The sequence below is a fragment of the Emticicia aquatica genome, assembly GCF_923079645.1.
Taxonomy (GTDB): domain Bacteria; phylum Bacteroidota; class Bacteroidia; order Cytophagales; family Spirosomataceae; genus Emticicia; species Emticicia aquatica.
Window position 1 is genome coordinate 1,543,697 of the sequence record NZ_CAKLPY010000001.1, and the last position, 14,549, is coordinate 1,558,245.

The 14,549-nt window shown below is 30.2% G+C and carries 12 protein-coding genes; 7 read left to right on the forward strand and 5 right to left on the reverse strand.

Annotated features, from left to right (window positions below; translation table 11 throughout):
- Positions 1-2: 2 nt before the first annotated feature.
- Complete coding sequence (locus MJQ71_RS06690) at positions 3-671, reverse strand: tetratricopeptide repeat protein (protein ID WP_238805707.1); 669 nt, start codon at positions 669-671, stop codon at positions 3-5.
- A 41-nt stretch (positions 672-712) separates the two neighbouring features.
- Positions 713-1,678 carry a vWA domain-containing protein gene (locus tag MJQ71_RS06695; RefSeq protein WP_238805708.1) on the reverse strand — a complete coding sequence of 322 codons (966 nt, stop codon included), beginning with the start codon at positions 1,676-1,678 and terminating at the stop codon, positions 713-715.
- Between the two features lie 333 nt (positions 1,679-2,011).
- On the opposite strand from MJQ71_RS06695, the gene MJQ71_RS06700 reads away from it, so the two are divergent.
- The 5 genes from MJQ71_RS06700 (at position 2,012) to MJQ71_RS06720 (ending at position 6,715) form a co-directional block, all read left to right on the forward strand.
- On the forward strand, positions 2,012-3,448 hold the full coding sequence (locus MJQ71_RS06700; RefSeq protein WP_238805709.1) for a glycosyltransferase family 39 protein: 1,437 nt from the start codon (positions 2,012-2,014) through the stop codon (positions 3,446-3,448).
- A 49-nt stretch (positions 3,449-3,497) separates the two neighbouring features.
- Positions 3,498-4,178, forward strand: a complete 681-nt coding sequence (locus MJQ71_RS06705; protein ID WP_238805710.1) for a glycosyltransferase family 2 protein — start codon at positions 3,498-3,500, stop codon at positions 4,176-4,178.
- Positions 4,179-4,191: 13 nt separating this feature from the next.
- Positions 4,192-5,691 carry a hypothetical protein gene (locus tag MJQ71_RS06710; RefSeq protein ID WP_238805713.1) on the forward strand — a complete coding sequence of 500 codons (1,500 nt, stop codon included), beginning with the start codon at positions 4,192-4,194 and terminating at the stop codon, positions 5,689-5,691.
- 182 nt (positions 5,692-5,873) lie between these two features.
- Entirely contained in the window at positions 5,874-6,494 is a 621-nt protein-coding gene (locus MJQ71_RS06715; RefSeq protein WP_238805714.1) for a hypothetical protein, read from the forward strand.
- A complete protein-coding gene (locus MJQ71_RS06720; protein ID WP_238805716.1) occupies positions 6,491-6,715 on the forward strand; it encodes a hypothetical protein in 225 nt (74 codons plus the stop codon). Before MJQ71_RS06715 ends, MJQ71_RS06720 begins: the two co-directional genes overlap by 4 nt.
- A 6-nt stretch (positions 6,716-6,721) precedes the next feature.
- Here MJQ71_RS06720 and MJQ71_RS06725 read toward each other — a convergent pair whose 3' ends face one another.
- Positions 6,722-7,774: an acyltransferase family protein gene (locus tag MJQ71_RS06725; RefSeq protein WP_238805717.1), complete on the reverse strand. Its 1,053-nt coding sequence runs from the start codon at positions 7,772-7,774 to the stop codon at positions 6,722-6,724.
- A complete protein-coding gene (locus tag MJQ71_RS06730; protein WP_238805719.1) occupies positions 7,761-8,909 on the reverse strand; it encodes a glycosyltransferase family 4 protein in 1,149 nt (382 codons plus the stop codon). The genes MJQ71_RS06725 and MJQ71_RS06730 overlap by 14 nt, the downstream gene beginning before the upstream one ends.
- A 180-nt stretch (positions 8,910-9,089) precedes the next feature.
- Between MJQ71_RS06730 and MJQ71_RS06735 the strand changes: the two genes are divergently transcribed.
- Entirely contained in the window at positions 9,090-10,451 is a 1,362-nt protein-coding gene (locus MJQ71_RS06735; RefSeq protein WP_238805720.1) for a hypothetical protein, read from the forward strand.
- Positions 10,452-10,543: 92 nt separating this feature from the next.
- Entirely contained in the window at positions 10,544-12,457 is a 1,914-nt protein-coding gene (locus tag MJQ71_RS06740; protein ID WP_238805721.1) for a hypothetical protein, read from the forward strand.
- A 64-nt stretch (positions 12,458-12,521) separates the two neighbouring features.
- Here the strand turns inward: MJQ71_RS06740 and MJQ71_RS06745 are convergent, their stop codons facing one another.
- The gene (locus MJQ71_RS06745; protein ID WP_238805722.1) at positions 12,522-14,414 is read right to left on the reverse strand and encodes a LysM peptidoglycan-binding domain-containing protein; all 1,893 of its coding nucleotides are present in this window, start codon (positions 14,412-14,414) and stop codon (positions 12,522-12,524) included.
- Positions 14,415-14,549 lie beyond the last annotated feature (135 nt).

A 14,549-nucleotide genomic window follows, 5' to 3' on the forward strand; every position in this document is an offset into this window, starting at 1 on the left:
TTTTACCAGTCTTTTTCAACCTTTGTTTTATTACTACCTTTATATTTTTGTTGTTGTGAATATTGCAATTCAGTGGCTTTCATGGCTTCTAAAATCTGTAAAGCTTTCTCTTTACTCATTTTTTGAGGAATCGTTGAATCCAATTCATCTATTTTTTTCTCAGATTTTTCTGTTTCGCCACCATTATTAGCTTGATTTTCGTTCTGATTATTTTGGTTTGTATTGATTGGTGGTTGATTTTGTGGAACTTTCTTTTTTAGAAGTTCATAATTATATCTCGCAGTTTTGTTCTGATTATCTTTTTGTAAAGCTTCCTTAAACAAGCCTAAAGCAATAATACTATCTCCACGCATCACATCAATCACTCCTATTTGTATCAAGGCACTTGAAATAATATTTTTATCACTTACACGTAATAATTTTTTATATTCAATCAATGCTTTTGTCATATCATTAGCGTTGAAGTATGAATGAGCCAAATTTAATCTTGCTTCTGGCTCAAGATTAAAAGAAATTTTAGCCAAATATTCATATTTATTAGCTGCCAAATCATAGTTTTTTTGAGTATATGCTTTTCCTGCTTCAATTTTAAGAATATTTCTTTGCGTAACATTCGTCAACGAACGTAGGTTTAAAAACAATAAAACAATATAAAAAAACCATGTATTCATAAAAAAGTGAATATCAAATATTAAAGAATTAAGGAAATATTCTAAATTTTGATTGTCTTTACTGTAAATAAAATATCTACAACCATCAGAATTAAGGCCAAAATTACAAAATAATAGTACTTGTTGTTAGCAACGGTCATTTTGCGAGTGTCAATCCAATTGCTTTCAACTTTGTCAACCTCTTTCAACAAGTCTGCAACTTGATTGACTTGATTTGACAATTGAAAATATTTACCGTTCAAACTCTTAGTAAGTTTTTTTAAATAATTTACATCCAATTTTGTTAATACTTCAGCTCCTTTTCGGTCTTTTTTAAAACCAAATCCTTCTCTAATTTGGCCGCCTTGAGGTGTCCCAACACCTAAAGTCAAAAGATTAATCTTATTTTTTTTCAATTCAAAAAGTATATTTTGGTCAACATTACCAAAATCTTCTCCATCAGTTAACAAAACCACTACTTTTACTTTTCTAGGTGAGAGATTACTGCTGGGTTCAAATTTCTTTAGAATCAACTCAAATGCAGCATTCAAATTTGTCCCATTTTGAATAAAAAGATTAGTATTAAGTTTTTGAATAAAAAGTTTAATCGCATCTCTATCAAATGTTAACGGCGAATGAATGTAAGCATCTGAAGAAAAAACAATTAAGCCTATTCTATCTGATTTAAGTAAATCAAGATTTTTTATTAATTCAAACTTAGTTTTTTCAATACGAGTTGGCTCAATGTCAATGGCATTCATCGAATTTGACAAATCCATTACAAAGAAAACATCTTTTCCAGTTGCTTGAGCTTCGATTTCATTTACACCAAAACTTGGTCCCAATAATCCCAAAATACACAAACTAAGATAAAAAGTTCTTATAAAAAACTTAATAATAACTGAGCGAGCTGTTGTTCCAAGACGACGAGCAATGAGATATAAACGTATAAAGTAGGTGGCATATACCAACAAAAATATGCCAATGAAGACAAATTCGACTATTGTAAGAGGCTTTATCCAATTCATGCTTAAAATTATCACTGTTTGACGAGAACCCCAAGTAAAAATTGGCTAATTTTGTGTTTTAAAGTATAAATTCGTTAGTTTCTAGAAAAGAAATGTTGAATTAAAATAATTAAGGCTCTGAGTTTAGAAATTGCAAGAAACCACAATGCAAATTGCTCTCTTTTAATTCTAAAAGTTAGTATTTCTATCAATCTTTCTAATACCAATGATTTTTGTTAATTTTGTGCGGAGTATCACATAAATTTTTACCACAAAGAGTCGCTTTTGTGACCAGAACCTCTCAATTTTATCAAAACAATTAACAAAAATATAGTCGTACATTCAGGCATTTTATTGCTAATTACGCCAATCTTCGGACTTTTTGCATATAATTCTGGTTTTGGCTATGACGCACTTGAATATTTAGTAATTGGTCGTTCGCTCAATGATGGCTATAAAATATATGATTTTATTCCTTCAAAATCGTGGCTTTGGTATGTTTACGTACAAAAAGGAATTAATCTACTTGGTGGAGATTTCACCCATTTTAAAGTAACTTTACTCATTTCACTCCAATTTATCGGAATCGGTTTTTCTTCGTATATAGTTGTTAAAAAACTCACAAATAATTTAAAAACTGCATTTATTTCCAGTTTCTTAGCTCTTATTTGTTGTTTTTTCATGGAAATGAATTTTCTTGAGCCAGAAGCTCCAATTTGCATATTAGCTATTTGGTCGCTTTACTTTCTATCAAGAAATAAAAACCTTACATGGCTTTTAGGAGGAATTTTACTTGGAATAGCCATGACATTCAAAAGTATTGCCATGTTTTACATTGCGGGAGCTGGTATTTATTTATTGTACGAATGTTTCATTATCCGAAAAAGTAATTTTTGGCAAATAACGCAAAAAGGCACTTTACTTTTGGTTGGTTTTTCTATTCCGTTACTATTATCACTTTTATATTTTCACTACTTAAATAGGCTAGAACAACACATTTATTGGTCATATATTTATCCGTTTGGGTCCTATCCAGCACATACTTTATTCCTAAAAAAGCTATTAATCAAGACATTTTGGTTTATAATTCTCACAATAATAAGTCTTTTTGCGGCAATTTTTATAAAAAACAAATCAAAATTTTGGCAAAATCCTGCTTTTGCAATTTCTCTTTTTTTTGGGTTATTTTCTTTGACTTCACTGCTTAAAAGTCAAGCTTCACATTATTTTTATGCGGCTGCTCCTTTTTTTTCCATAATAATTGCTTTCATTTACACACATTTTAGTGAAATTTTTGCAAAAAAATTGGCAAGAATTTATATTGCTATCGTTGGTTTAGGTGCGTTGGTTTTAGTAATTACGTTTGTTACTCGACCAGAAGTAATAAAAAGACTACTAAAAATTGAATCTTTCGCAATTGAAAAAACTTATGAAACGACGGTTAACCGTAATTTAAAGGCAAAAGATAAAACTTTATTGATTGATTTTGGAACTCTATTTTATTTTCATTCACACACTTATCCAAATGTTCCATTTATCAATACCGAAATGCAAACCAGTGATTATATTAAAAAACACACCGATATTTATCAAAAATCCTTACAAGACAGCTCAGTAAAATTGGTAATTTTTGGTTTTAGAAAAACGGTAATTGATGATAGTACAAAAATAAACACACCAGAAAATAAAGTTGCTCTTGAAAAATTAAGACAAGAGTTAAACAAAAATTTTATTATGGAAACTGATTCCATTCTTTACATTAAACTTTGGCACCGAAAGCCAACAAAATAATTGTTATTAATATACTCAATTTTTGATTTAGACTTATTATCCTAAAAACATGCTCCTTTCTGTACTAATTCCAGCTTATAACGAAGTAAATAATATACAAAATATATTAACTAAGATTGGAGAAATTAATATTCCAAAAGAAATAATTATCGTTGACGATGGTTCAACAGATGGCACACGTGAGTTACTGGCAAAACTAAAAAGTGATACAATTAATGTAATTTTACATAAAAAAAATCAGGGTAAAGGCGGAGCAATAAAAACAGCAATTTCACATGCAAAAGGTGATATAATTATTATCCAAGACGCTGACTTAGAATATGACCCAAAAGATTATTATAAACTTATTCCGTTGATTAAAAGTGGTCAAGAAAAAGTTGTTTATGGCTCAAGATTTCTAAATAAACAAAATAAGCACTCCTATTTTTCTTTCTTCCTTGGTGGCCAGGTTGTAACTTGGATAACCAATATATTATACGGTCAAAATCTGACTGATGAACCAACTTGTTACAAAGTTTTTGATGCAAAATTGCTCAAATCTATCAAATTAAATTGTACAGGATTTGAATTTTGCCCAGAAGTTACTGCAAAAATTGCTAAATTAGGGTATAAAATCCCAGAAGTACCAATCAATTATTACCCACGTTCGATTAGTGAAGGCAAAAAAATTAATTGGAAAGATGGCGTAGAAGCGATTTGGGTTTTATTAAAATATAGATTCGTAAATTAGGATTTTAAAGAAAATGACAATTAAGCAATTAAAAATCACAACAGTTTCCTACCTAATTTTACCCAATCTAATATTTGTGGTAACATGGTTAAATCCGCTTTGGGCAACAATTAGTTTGGTGGTTTCTATCTACTCTTTTTATAGTTTTATTAAACACACAAAGCAATGTTTTGAAGAAAATTCAGCATTAAGATTTGAAATAATGCCCCAAAAAGTAACTCTATATTTGGCAATATTTACATTGATTTTGGGTATTTTTTTTAGTTTAGGGAATTTTGGTTTTGGACAATCTTACGATTATTTCAAACATAATACGATTGTTAAAGAACTCATAGAAAAATCCTTTCCAGTCGTTTATGAAAACGAAACTCGTTATGGAGTTTTGAAAGAACCTGCAATTTTAGGCTATTATATGGCTTATTATTTACCAACGGCAATCATCTGTAAGTTTATTGGAGTCGGTTTCGCAAACATTTTATTATTTATTTGGGGTGGAATAGGTATATTCATTTCATTTTGCTGGCTTTATTTTTTGACGCCCAAAAATTTGAATATTTTACTAGTAATTCTATTGTTTTTATTAGGAGCTACACTTTTCAAACCATATTTATACGCACACTATTTGCTCAAAAATATTGTTTCGCTACCAATGATTCAGTATTTTATTTGGCCGTCAGGAATATCTTTTAATCTAATAAATATTCATTATTCACCTCAACATTATATTGTTACAACGGTTGGGGTATTTTTTGTTTATTATGAATGTTTTATTAGAAAAGACAATCGTTTTGTACTTTTCTTCGTTTCTCTACTGTTGATGTGGTCGTTTTTGGGAGCATTTAGTGTTGGAATTATTACAGCATTTTTGGTTATTTTCAGGAGATTTAAAAACTTTTTTGGGCCAGAAAATATCATTGGTGGAGGTGTTATTACCTTTATAATGGCAAGCTATTTTTTAGCACATTTCCAAGATAATCGATATTCTGGATTCATTTGGACATTCGCTGATATTTCGGGGTATCTTTATCAAAAACCATTAGTTTCAATCTTAGCTTTGATTGGCTATTGTATTTTCGAAATAGGTGTTTATTTGTTTTTTATGTTTAAAGTATTTTCTCAAAAAAGTACAAATAAAGAAAAACTCATTTTGCTATTTTTCTGTGCTGCATATTTTATCATTTCTCCTCTTTATAGAATTGGGTACAATAATGATTTAGCAATGCGATTAATTAGTACTATTAAAATTCTTGTTTTTATTTTAGTACTAAGTGCCTATTCCGAAATGCTGACTTCAAAAATTTCTACTAAATTTTTGCGTTTATATATGGCTTTTACGATAATATTAGGCATTTTCAGTAGTCTTACTACATTAAAATGGGATAACGTTCCAAACATTGCCAATAGTCCGAATATAAACAAAGCTGATATTCCACAAGAAATTTTTCTACAATATTTTGCTAAGAAAAACTCTTTTTTTGGTAATCATTTAATGAAAGAGGTTAAATCAAAATAATTACGAAAATGAGAAAAACACTAATTTACTATATTTTTCTCATCATTCAAAACTATGTTTTTAGTAAACTTCCTACTAATTTTTTCCCTTTTTGCAATGTATAATTAGAACGTAATGAAAAATTTTATCAGCTTTATTTGAAAAATAAACAAAAATCAAACACAATTAAACACAACATAAAAATGAATATTAAAAAAACATCTTCGCTTATCATCGTTTTATTTGCTTTCTGGTCCTTTACATCAGTAGCTCAAAATGCAAAAAATGATCATTATATAAGTATTTTCCCTCAAGATTCGGTTGATTATTTAGCAAAGGCATTTAAAAAAGGACATTCAAAAAATGAAATAATTTCGATTCCAAAAGGCCAAAGACCTTTACCATCCAACTATTTAAAATCAAGATATATTAGAAGGCACTTACGAAGTTTCAGAGCGGGTGCGTCGTTTCTGGTTCCTAAAAACATTTTAGATAGATTTGGCAGAACAATTCTTGGAAGAGAAGATGGGCAATTTGTGATGAGTAAAAATGAAATGGATGATTTACTTGCAAAAGCGAATGGGCAACTATCATACATTGAAACCGAATTAGGTATTCCAGCTGGTTATTGGAAAAATACAGAATTGATAAGAATTGATATTCAAAAACCAAAACGTTTACATATTAGAATCCCATCAGGTAATGAAGCCGGTGCAAACGATTTATGGATTCCAGGCGGAAAGTTACCAAATGGTTTCTCTGAATCTGTTGTTAATCCTATTCCAAAAGGAAAATATACGGAGACTTTAATAATTTTAAAATGAAAGAAATTATTAATAACCCTTGGAATTTTAGCTTTTTTGAGGAAAATAATCAGTTATTTTTAATAATTGTTTGCGGAAATGTTGGCATTTTTGAATTAAAAATAAAGCTCACTAAAAAAGAATGTGAGCTTTATCAAACGACTGGTGTTACGTATATTGAAAATTTAGTGAAAGATATTCAGAATTCTCCTTCAAAATATATCAAAAGGAATCTGAACTAAATTTTACTACATTTTGAGTTTCAAAATTCGCTGTTCAACCAATTTCCAAGATAAAAACGCCAAAATACTGGTTAAAAAAGTTAATAAAACTAAATACCAAATATTTGCTTGAAGCCCAAACGACACCATTATATTCACAATTGGCATGTGATAAATGTAGATACCGTAAGAAATGTCATTTTCATGAAGTAACTTTTTACTTAAATCAGTAAATGAAAAAGCAAAAGAAAGTGTCAGAAAAGACAAAATTGTATTAGCTAAAACTCCCCAAATACTGATTTGATAAGGCGTTTCGTAAAATTTAAGCCAAACTTGAAAAATCAAAACGTAAACAACGTAAATAATTAGCCAATAAAAAACTTTATCATTTAAGAATTTAGACAGCCATTCAAAGTTTTTGTAAATCGCAATTCCTGTTAAGAAAAAATGCAAATAAATTAAAATTGTATTGTTAAAAAGCTTCACATATATTTCTTTTTGCAGAATCAACGGACTTGTTTGAATAGCATATTTAATAAGGATTGATAGCAAAAAAATGGCTAGAAGCGATAAATTGACTGCTGCTTTTTTCTTGGAAAGATTGATTAAATATAACACAATTGGCAAAACAAAGTAAAATTGCAATTCAACCGCAATACTCCAAAGACTTCCATTTGGATGTCCTGCTCCCCACGTTTTAAGAGACTCACTTGCATAAAATTGAAAAAAAGTTATTTGAGCCAAAAGCCAATATACGAAATCTTTTAAATCAGTCACTTTTCCGAAAGAAAACAATAAAATGGCTGTAAAAAAAGTGCAAACCCAAAGTGCTGGAAAAATTCTAAATGCTCGATTTTTGAAATATTGTTTTAGTCGAAAGTTATTTCTTTCAAGAGAATAACTAATCAAAAAACCACTTATCGTAAAGAAAATAGGAACTCCAGGGAAGTGATAAATAACTGAAAGAAATCCGAAAAGAGTATTTGAAAGGTCTAAATGCACTGCTCCATGCCAAATCAGCACTTGCAAAGCTGCAATTAGTCTAATTAAGTCAAAATTATTATTTCTACTGATTGTCATAAACTACTTTTTTGAATCCTGCGTACATTTCTTTAGCTACTTGTTCTGGAGAAAAACGTTTAATAATTTCCTTTGATTTTTGTCCAAAAGGTCTGATTATATCAGGATTATCAATAAATTTATTCAAAACTTTGGTTAATTCAGTTATGTTAGATGGATTAAAAGTGTAGCCGTTTTCGTTTTCTAAAACCAAATCAAAAGCAGAACCACATTTATTTGAAACAATTATTGGCAGTCCTGCCGCCATTGCTTCATTTACAACTAAACCCCACGGTTCTGAATAACTTGGTAAAATAAACACGTCGGCTAATGCTAAAATTTTAGGAACTTCATACCAAGGTTGGCCTTCAATGAAACAAACTCCTTCTAAATTATTATCCGAAACATATTGTTTCAGTTTATTTTCTTCGCTTCCGTCACCTAAAATTATCAATCCCCAATCATCATTTGCCAAAGATTTATAGGCGGCAAGAAGATTATCCAAATTTTTAATTTCAATAAGTCTTCCAACATAAATAAAATTGTATTTTTTAAGTTTATAGGCTTTTTTGGAGGCCTCTTTTTCAAGCAAAGCTTCGTTAAAAACTCGTTCAACTCGTTCGTTATCAACCGAATTATTGGCTACCAAAATATGCTCGGGATTCATTCCAAGTTTACAAATATAATCTGCTGATTTTGTTCCGTAACAAAAAAAACCTTGTGCTTTTGTAACAATAAAACTTTTCATGGCTTCTCGCCAACCAACATTTGGATTATCGCTTTCTGTAGAATCTGAAGAGATAATGACCTTAATTCCCTTAAAACGGCAATAAAAAAGTACAATATTCATGGCAGGCTCGTAATACCCTGGTAAATTAATCACATCAGGTTTAAACTTATTTACCCAATAAATTGATTTTTTTACTCGCTGCCAAATAGTTGTATTTTCATAAAAATCTTCAAATAAGACTTTTACATTATATTGATGAATACTGTAATCTATACTACCAATTTTTGCTCTTGTGTATTCGTTGAGAGCAGTTTGAAGGACTAAAAGTTCATCATTGGGATTTTGATTAACAACTTTTTGAAGTTCTGTGTAAATTTTTGCTTTATAATGTGCCCAGAAAAACTGGTGAATGATGAGCATCTTCATGCTTTTTGTGTTTGTATTATATAAGTTTGGAAAAAATAACCAAAGCCCTTGCTTATATTAATGTGATTTCATAATAGAGCTTCAAAATTAAGAAAAATTAAGCCGTAAAATGTTAAAAAGTCAAACAATAAACTTTTTTTACCAAATCAGAGAGGTATATTTGCAGAAAAAAGCTTTAAAATGTTTATTTACCTTGATTGGTTATTTATAAAATTCAATCGTTGCCGCCAAAGTATTGGGCTTAGTTTCTTCTTTGGTGGCCTACCGATAGTTTATTTTTTTCGAGATGGATTAAAACTTGCTCAAGGAAGTTCAGCTTTTACGGCTGCAATAGCCATTTTGAGTCTTTTAATGGCTTTCCCTACAAATCCTAAAAAACTTTACCAAACCAATTTGGTTGGTTATTTAATGTGTATTTTCTATGTAACTATTGCACTAACATATTTAGCAGGATACGCTCCAAATAGAGGTTGGTTTACAAATACACCTGTCGAGGTTGCCAATCAGCTCGTTTTTGTGACAGCTATGTTTATTTTTGCTGGTATTTCTATCAACTCTTTGAAACAGCATTTCCTTTATTTTATGGTGCTTTTTTGTACATTAGGTGGACTTAGCTTGCTGTACTATATTGCACGAAATCCTGCTTATGTAATTGGAATGAGAGCCGCAATTAGTTTTGGTGATGAAGGCGGTATGGCCTCAATGGGAAATCCGCATATTTATGCGAAAAGTGCTTATTTTGGTGTAATTTCAGGTGTAATTTTACTTAGAACTGAAAGAAGAGGATTGTGGAGATTGGGACTAATTGGTTCAGTTTTAATTCTACTTTTGGTTGTTGCACTTTGTCAGGCCATGGCAATGGTACTAGTGACTGGTATATTTTTCTTCTTTTATTTTATTTCAAATATTAAAGCACATGTAATTTATAAAGCACTTAAATGGATATTCGGATGGCAAGGTTTGCTCCTATTTTTTTGTTTAGCGTATGTATCTTTAAGTATAATCAATAGTACAAAATTTAATGACTATTTTATTCATACTTTCGATTTAATAACAGACAGACTAGGTAAAATTATTACTAGCTTTTTTAGTGGTGCAGAAAATCCGAAAGTCAAAGCATTAATCGAAGATTCTTCAGCTTCAACACGAGTTACTAATATTACTAATGTTTTTAATGCATTTGAAAAAAATGTTGAAAATGGAAATTGGTTACAAATATTTTTTGGACATGGATATCAAGATTATTACGTGGATTCTCCATTTATAGAAACATTTCATGATTTAGGTATAATGGGTTTTAGTATTTTTGCAGTTTTACACATTGTAATTATGCGTTGGGTAGTAAAAGAAGTCTTTAATCCAACTTGTAATTTTACTTTAATGCTTGCCTATTTCTTTCTAGCAACATTCATCCAAAATTTCACCTTTGGAATGCCCTACGATTATGGACGTTGGTGTGCAATGGCATTTGTAGCAAGATTTGCTTTAAATTATAAAAAAACACCTATTACTCAAACACAAATCAACCCGATTCAAAATTAAATTAATCATTCGTTATTTATTAATTGAATCACCCATTAAGTACATTTTTTTGTATTTAATGAATTTTTCCACTAACTTTAAAAATAGCAAAAATGGATTTTAATAATCTTGGTTCAAGAGTGTATAACTTATCCAATAAATCTTATAAATATCTAGGAATATTTATAATTGTTACATTTCAAGTACTTTTTTGCAGCATTGACATAAAAAACTTCAAAGACCCACTCTCTGAAGACTCGGGTACAGATGTTGAGCAATGGGAAAATATGAGCTATTATGTAGCCAAACATGTCCATTTCCTTCCTTATCCCCAAATAGAACTTACCAATAACGATTATTTTTATCCATACGGAAATACTCACGCCTTTCAAGGGTGGTTTCTTGAAGGAAACTTTTTCTACGCATTCCTTTATAATAACTTGGGTTATGGCCCATGGCTAAATTATTATTATGCATTTAGTGTCTTTTTCACAGCTCTTAGTATCTTTTTTTTAGTTGGTTATTTTTGGAATTATCAACGTGCATTGATCGTTGCACTTTTAGTTTCATTTCTAAATTTCCATGCAATTGATCGATACCCACATCATTTTGCATATGCTATTCATCATTGGACTACAATTAGTATCTTTTTAGATTTTATTATCCTAAAAAAAATATCTTACAAAGAAATTATTAGTCTCAGACTTATACTTTTCAAAGTAACAATTATGGCATTGGCCTTAGGTTTAGACTTATCGTATATCCTCGGTTTTGCTCTCAGCTCCTTTTTCTTTTGTGCAGTTTATTTTTTATTCCTTTCTTTTAAGACTGAAAATCAACGCTATTTTAAAGAACTAGTTGTAGGTTGGAAAAATCAAATCAAACAAAAAAACTGGTTGAATTATTTCTTGATTGGTACTTCCCTATTGGCAATTTGGCTTTATGTACCAATTATTCTAGGTATTTTTAAAACAATCAGGGCTTTTCATTTTGATAATCCATTTGCTGGCGGACACGCTTGGAGTATGCCAATAAGATTACTTTTTCCTTATTTCCCATTTTTAAATGCTACTTTCAATCCTCTTCAAGATTTTTTTCATGATATGCCTGAAGGACTAGGTGCTATGAGTCCGGGTTTATTATGTCTCTCAATTGGCTTAGTTGGTTTATGTTACTCAAACATTAAGGACAAAAAAATAATGATTCCATTCGGAATATTCTTTGTTCTTTCAGTACTCAATCATCCAATTCTGATGCCTACTTTGCAATGGCTCCCATGGTGTATGCTTTACAGGATTCCATCTAGGTTTACTATGATAATTCCTCTTTTTTGTAGTTTCATGTTCTTATTAGGCAACTATAAAGAAATAAAGTTTCAAAAATTACTAACAATTTTTTTAGTAATTTTTGCAATCGGTACACTTGAGATTTTTACTGTATTTAAAGTTAGGTTTAATCGCCCTGCATATTACTATGCTGCCTCATTTCGTCCATATATGGATTACGTTAAAAATCAACCCGGCGAAGCGGTTTTAGATTGGCCATTTTGTGTGATTGGTGGCAATGGTGTTGGAAATACAGAAGGTTTATGCCCAATTTACAACAAAAGTAGCGGCGTACATTCGTTAAAAAGATTCCATCAAAAAAAAGTTGTTGGACATTATTACGGTCGATTACATCCTTCACAAATTAAAAGTTTTGTTGATGCAGGTTGGGGAAAAATGTCAGAACCAGATAGTCATATTTGGAATGAATCTACTCAATTAATAAAAAACTTAACACCTGAACAATGGGAGTTTTTTACAGATTTTTTTAAATTTAATGACTTTGCAGGAATAAATTTATATATTGATTTAATCCCCAAAACCGAACAGCAAGAATTTTTTAGAAGATTCGGAAATCCTACTAAAAGTACCGTCGTACCAATTGCAGGAAATGTTGTTTTTATACCAAAACCTAAAAGTTGGTTTGCTTTGGTGAATTTGCAAAAAGGGAAAAAAATCAAATTTCCTTGTGGTTGTAAATAAAAAAAATTAGCTCCCGCCAAAGGCAGAAGCTAATCTGAGCTATTGAGTGAATCTATACTATTTACTATCTTTTAATTTTCAGAACAGTACCAACTTTAACAATTGTACTTGATAAATCATTTAAACTCCATAAATCATCAATTGATACGTTGTAATTTACTGAAATTCTGAAAAGTGTTTCTCCTTTTTTTACTGTGTGACTTACAAAAACTTCATTTTGATTACTTTTTTCAACAGTAATGCTTTGTTGTCTTTTCTGATATTCTGCTAACTCATCTTCTGGTTTTAGAGATGAATTCTCTGTTTTATCTTCTAATTTTTTTGGCAAATTTATACTTTTAGATTGCTCTTTCCTAATTTCTTTAACTAAAGGTGGAGAATTGTTTTCTATTTCTTTTGACAAATCTTTATTTATCAGTAGATCATCATTTTTAACAGACTTTTTTTGTTGTATTTTTGAATCTTCAATATTTAATTTCGATTCTGACAAAACTTGAGAAGAATCAACAAATACTTTCGTCGGTAAATTTGCCTGTTCAGTTTGCATGAAATCCTCAATTTCAGTCAATTCATCAGGCATTTCTATGTACTCTATTGGCTTATTTTTTGGTCTAGTAGTTTGTAACCAAATTATACGACCACGTTGTAATCTTTGTACAGTTTCAAATCTATTGAATTCAAGTAAATTATCAAGTCTTACTCCATATGTTTGAGAAATATCCCAAAGAGTTTCGCCTTCTCTAACAACATGAAATGGAACACTAGCCTTTGAAGCTTTCTTTTGAATATAATAAACTTGACCAACTCTTAGCAGGTCATTTTCTTTCATATCATTATATTCCACAAATTTTTCAATAGAAATTCCAGCTTTATATGCCATTGTAACTACAATATCGCACATTTCGGCCTGAATGCCTTCAATATCATTAATCAAATAAAAAACGCCACCTTTTACTTTTGTTTTATTAATTTTTTCATCTCGTTTTAAAACTGGAAAACCTAAATCTTTTGTTGGCAAGCCTGTTTTTCTCGATAATTCTGCAAATGTCCTCACTTCATTGTACCTATTAGTCGGCACAACTACTAAAACATGACATTCGGTGTCTGGCACTTTTTGAACTATTAACCACTGATTGTATTCTTGCAATACTTCTGGCTCAACTTTTAAATCTACGGCAATCCGATTGAGAGTTTTTCCAACACTGTATGGATATTCATAGAGGATTTTTGGTTGTGATGGTTTATATGCAGGAAATTCTTTTTCAATAGCTATTTTATAAGCTAGAAATTGCAAAATAGCCGTGTAAGCAGGACTATCCAATAAAACAAACGCATTTTCAGCCCATTTTTTATTGATTTCTAACAAACTAAGAATTTTCTTATCTGAAATATGCGAAAACAAAGTAGAACCCCAGTTTCTATACAAAACTTGGTTCCTTTTCAAACACATAGCAGCTCCTTTGGTTGATGCAATTAGATGCTTTCGCTCATCTAATTGTACATTCATCAACAAATCTACATCTTCAGCCTTTTGTTTATCTAGACACCAAAAAACACCATTCTCTAAATTGATTGATTTTTCAATTGAAGATTGGTATTTATTATACACAACCAAAAACTTAAAATCGTCAGGAACTCCCTGTTGTTTTAATATTGGTTCAACAATTGGTAAAAACAATGAAAATTGGTCAAGCTGGTTTTGTATTTGTTGCTTATTTGCTTGAATTGATTTCAATTCAGTTTGAATTAGATAACGAGTAACATCATTCAACTGAAAAGTAACATCAGCAAATTTAATTTCATAGGGTATGAGTGGAATGTTTTTTTTTGATGTATGAGCGTAGCTGTTTTTTACTCCCCAACAAAAAAAAAGGAATACGGAAAGTACAGTATTTAATAAAGCACGTAAGTCCATTTTAAGATTCACTAGAACCATTGAGAGGGAGATATTTATCATTTATGACAAACATCTCTCTCAATAGTAGATTACCTTTACTTTTTTTTGGGTTTGAGCTTGAACTTTCGTTCGGTACTTGTTATAGAATTAGGAAAGCTTGTTAACTTTATGTCAAAGATATAATGTGTATTTGTA

Excerpts from the sequence above, each read along its gene's own strand:
- MJQ71_RS06710 (WP_238805713.1), top strand. The coding sequence starts at position 4,192 with ATGACAATTAAGCAATTAAAAATCACAACAGTTTCCTACCTAATTTTA.
- MJQ71_RS06705 (WP_238805710.1), top strand. The coding sequence starts at position 3,498 with ATGCTCCTTTCTGTACTAATTCCAGCTTATAACGAAGTAAATAATATA.
- MJQ71_RS06720 (WP_238805716.1), top strand. The coding sequence starts at position 6,491 with ATGAAAGAAATTATTAATAACCCTTGGAATTTTAGCTTTTTTGAGGAA.
- MJQ71_RS06745 (WP_238805722.1), bottom strand. The coding sequence starts at position 14,414 with ATGATAAATATCTCCCTCTCAATGGTTCTAGTGAATCTTAAAATGGAC.
- MJQ71_RS06725 (WP_238805717.1), bottom strand. The coding sequence starts at position 7,774 with ATGACAATCAGTAGAAATAATAATTTTGACTTAATTAGACTAATTGCA.
- MJQ71_RS06715 (WP_238805714.1), top strand. The coding sequence starts at position 5,874 with ATGAATATTAAAAAAACATCTTCGCTTATCATCGTTTTATTTGCTTTC.
- MJQ71_RS06690 (WP_238805707.1), bottom strand. The coding sequence starts at position 671 with ATGAATACATGGTTTTTTTATATTGTTTTATTGTTTTTAAACCTACGT.
- MJQ71_RS06740 (WP_238805721.1), top strand. The coding sequence starts at position 10,544 with ATGGATTTTAATAATCTTGGTTCAAGAGTGTATAACTTATCCAATAAA.
- MJQ71_RS06730 (WP_238805719.1), bottom strand. The coding sequence starts at position 8,909 with ATGAAGATGCTCATCATTCACCAGTTTTTCTGGGCACATTATAAAGCA.
- MJQ71_RS06735 (WP_238805720.1), top strand. The coding sequence starts at position 9,090 with ATGTTTATTTACCTTGATTGGTTATTTATAAAATTCAATCGTTGCCGC.
- MJQ71_RS06695 (WP_238805708.1), bottom strand. The coding sequence starts at position 1,678 with ATGAATTGGATAAAGCCTCTTACAATAGTCGAATTTGTCTTCATTGGC.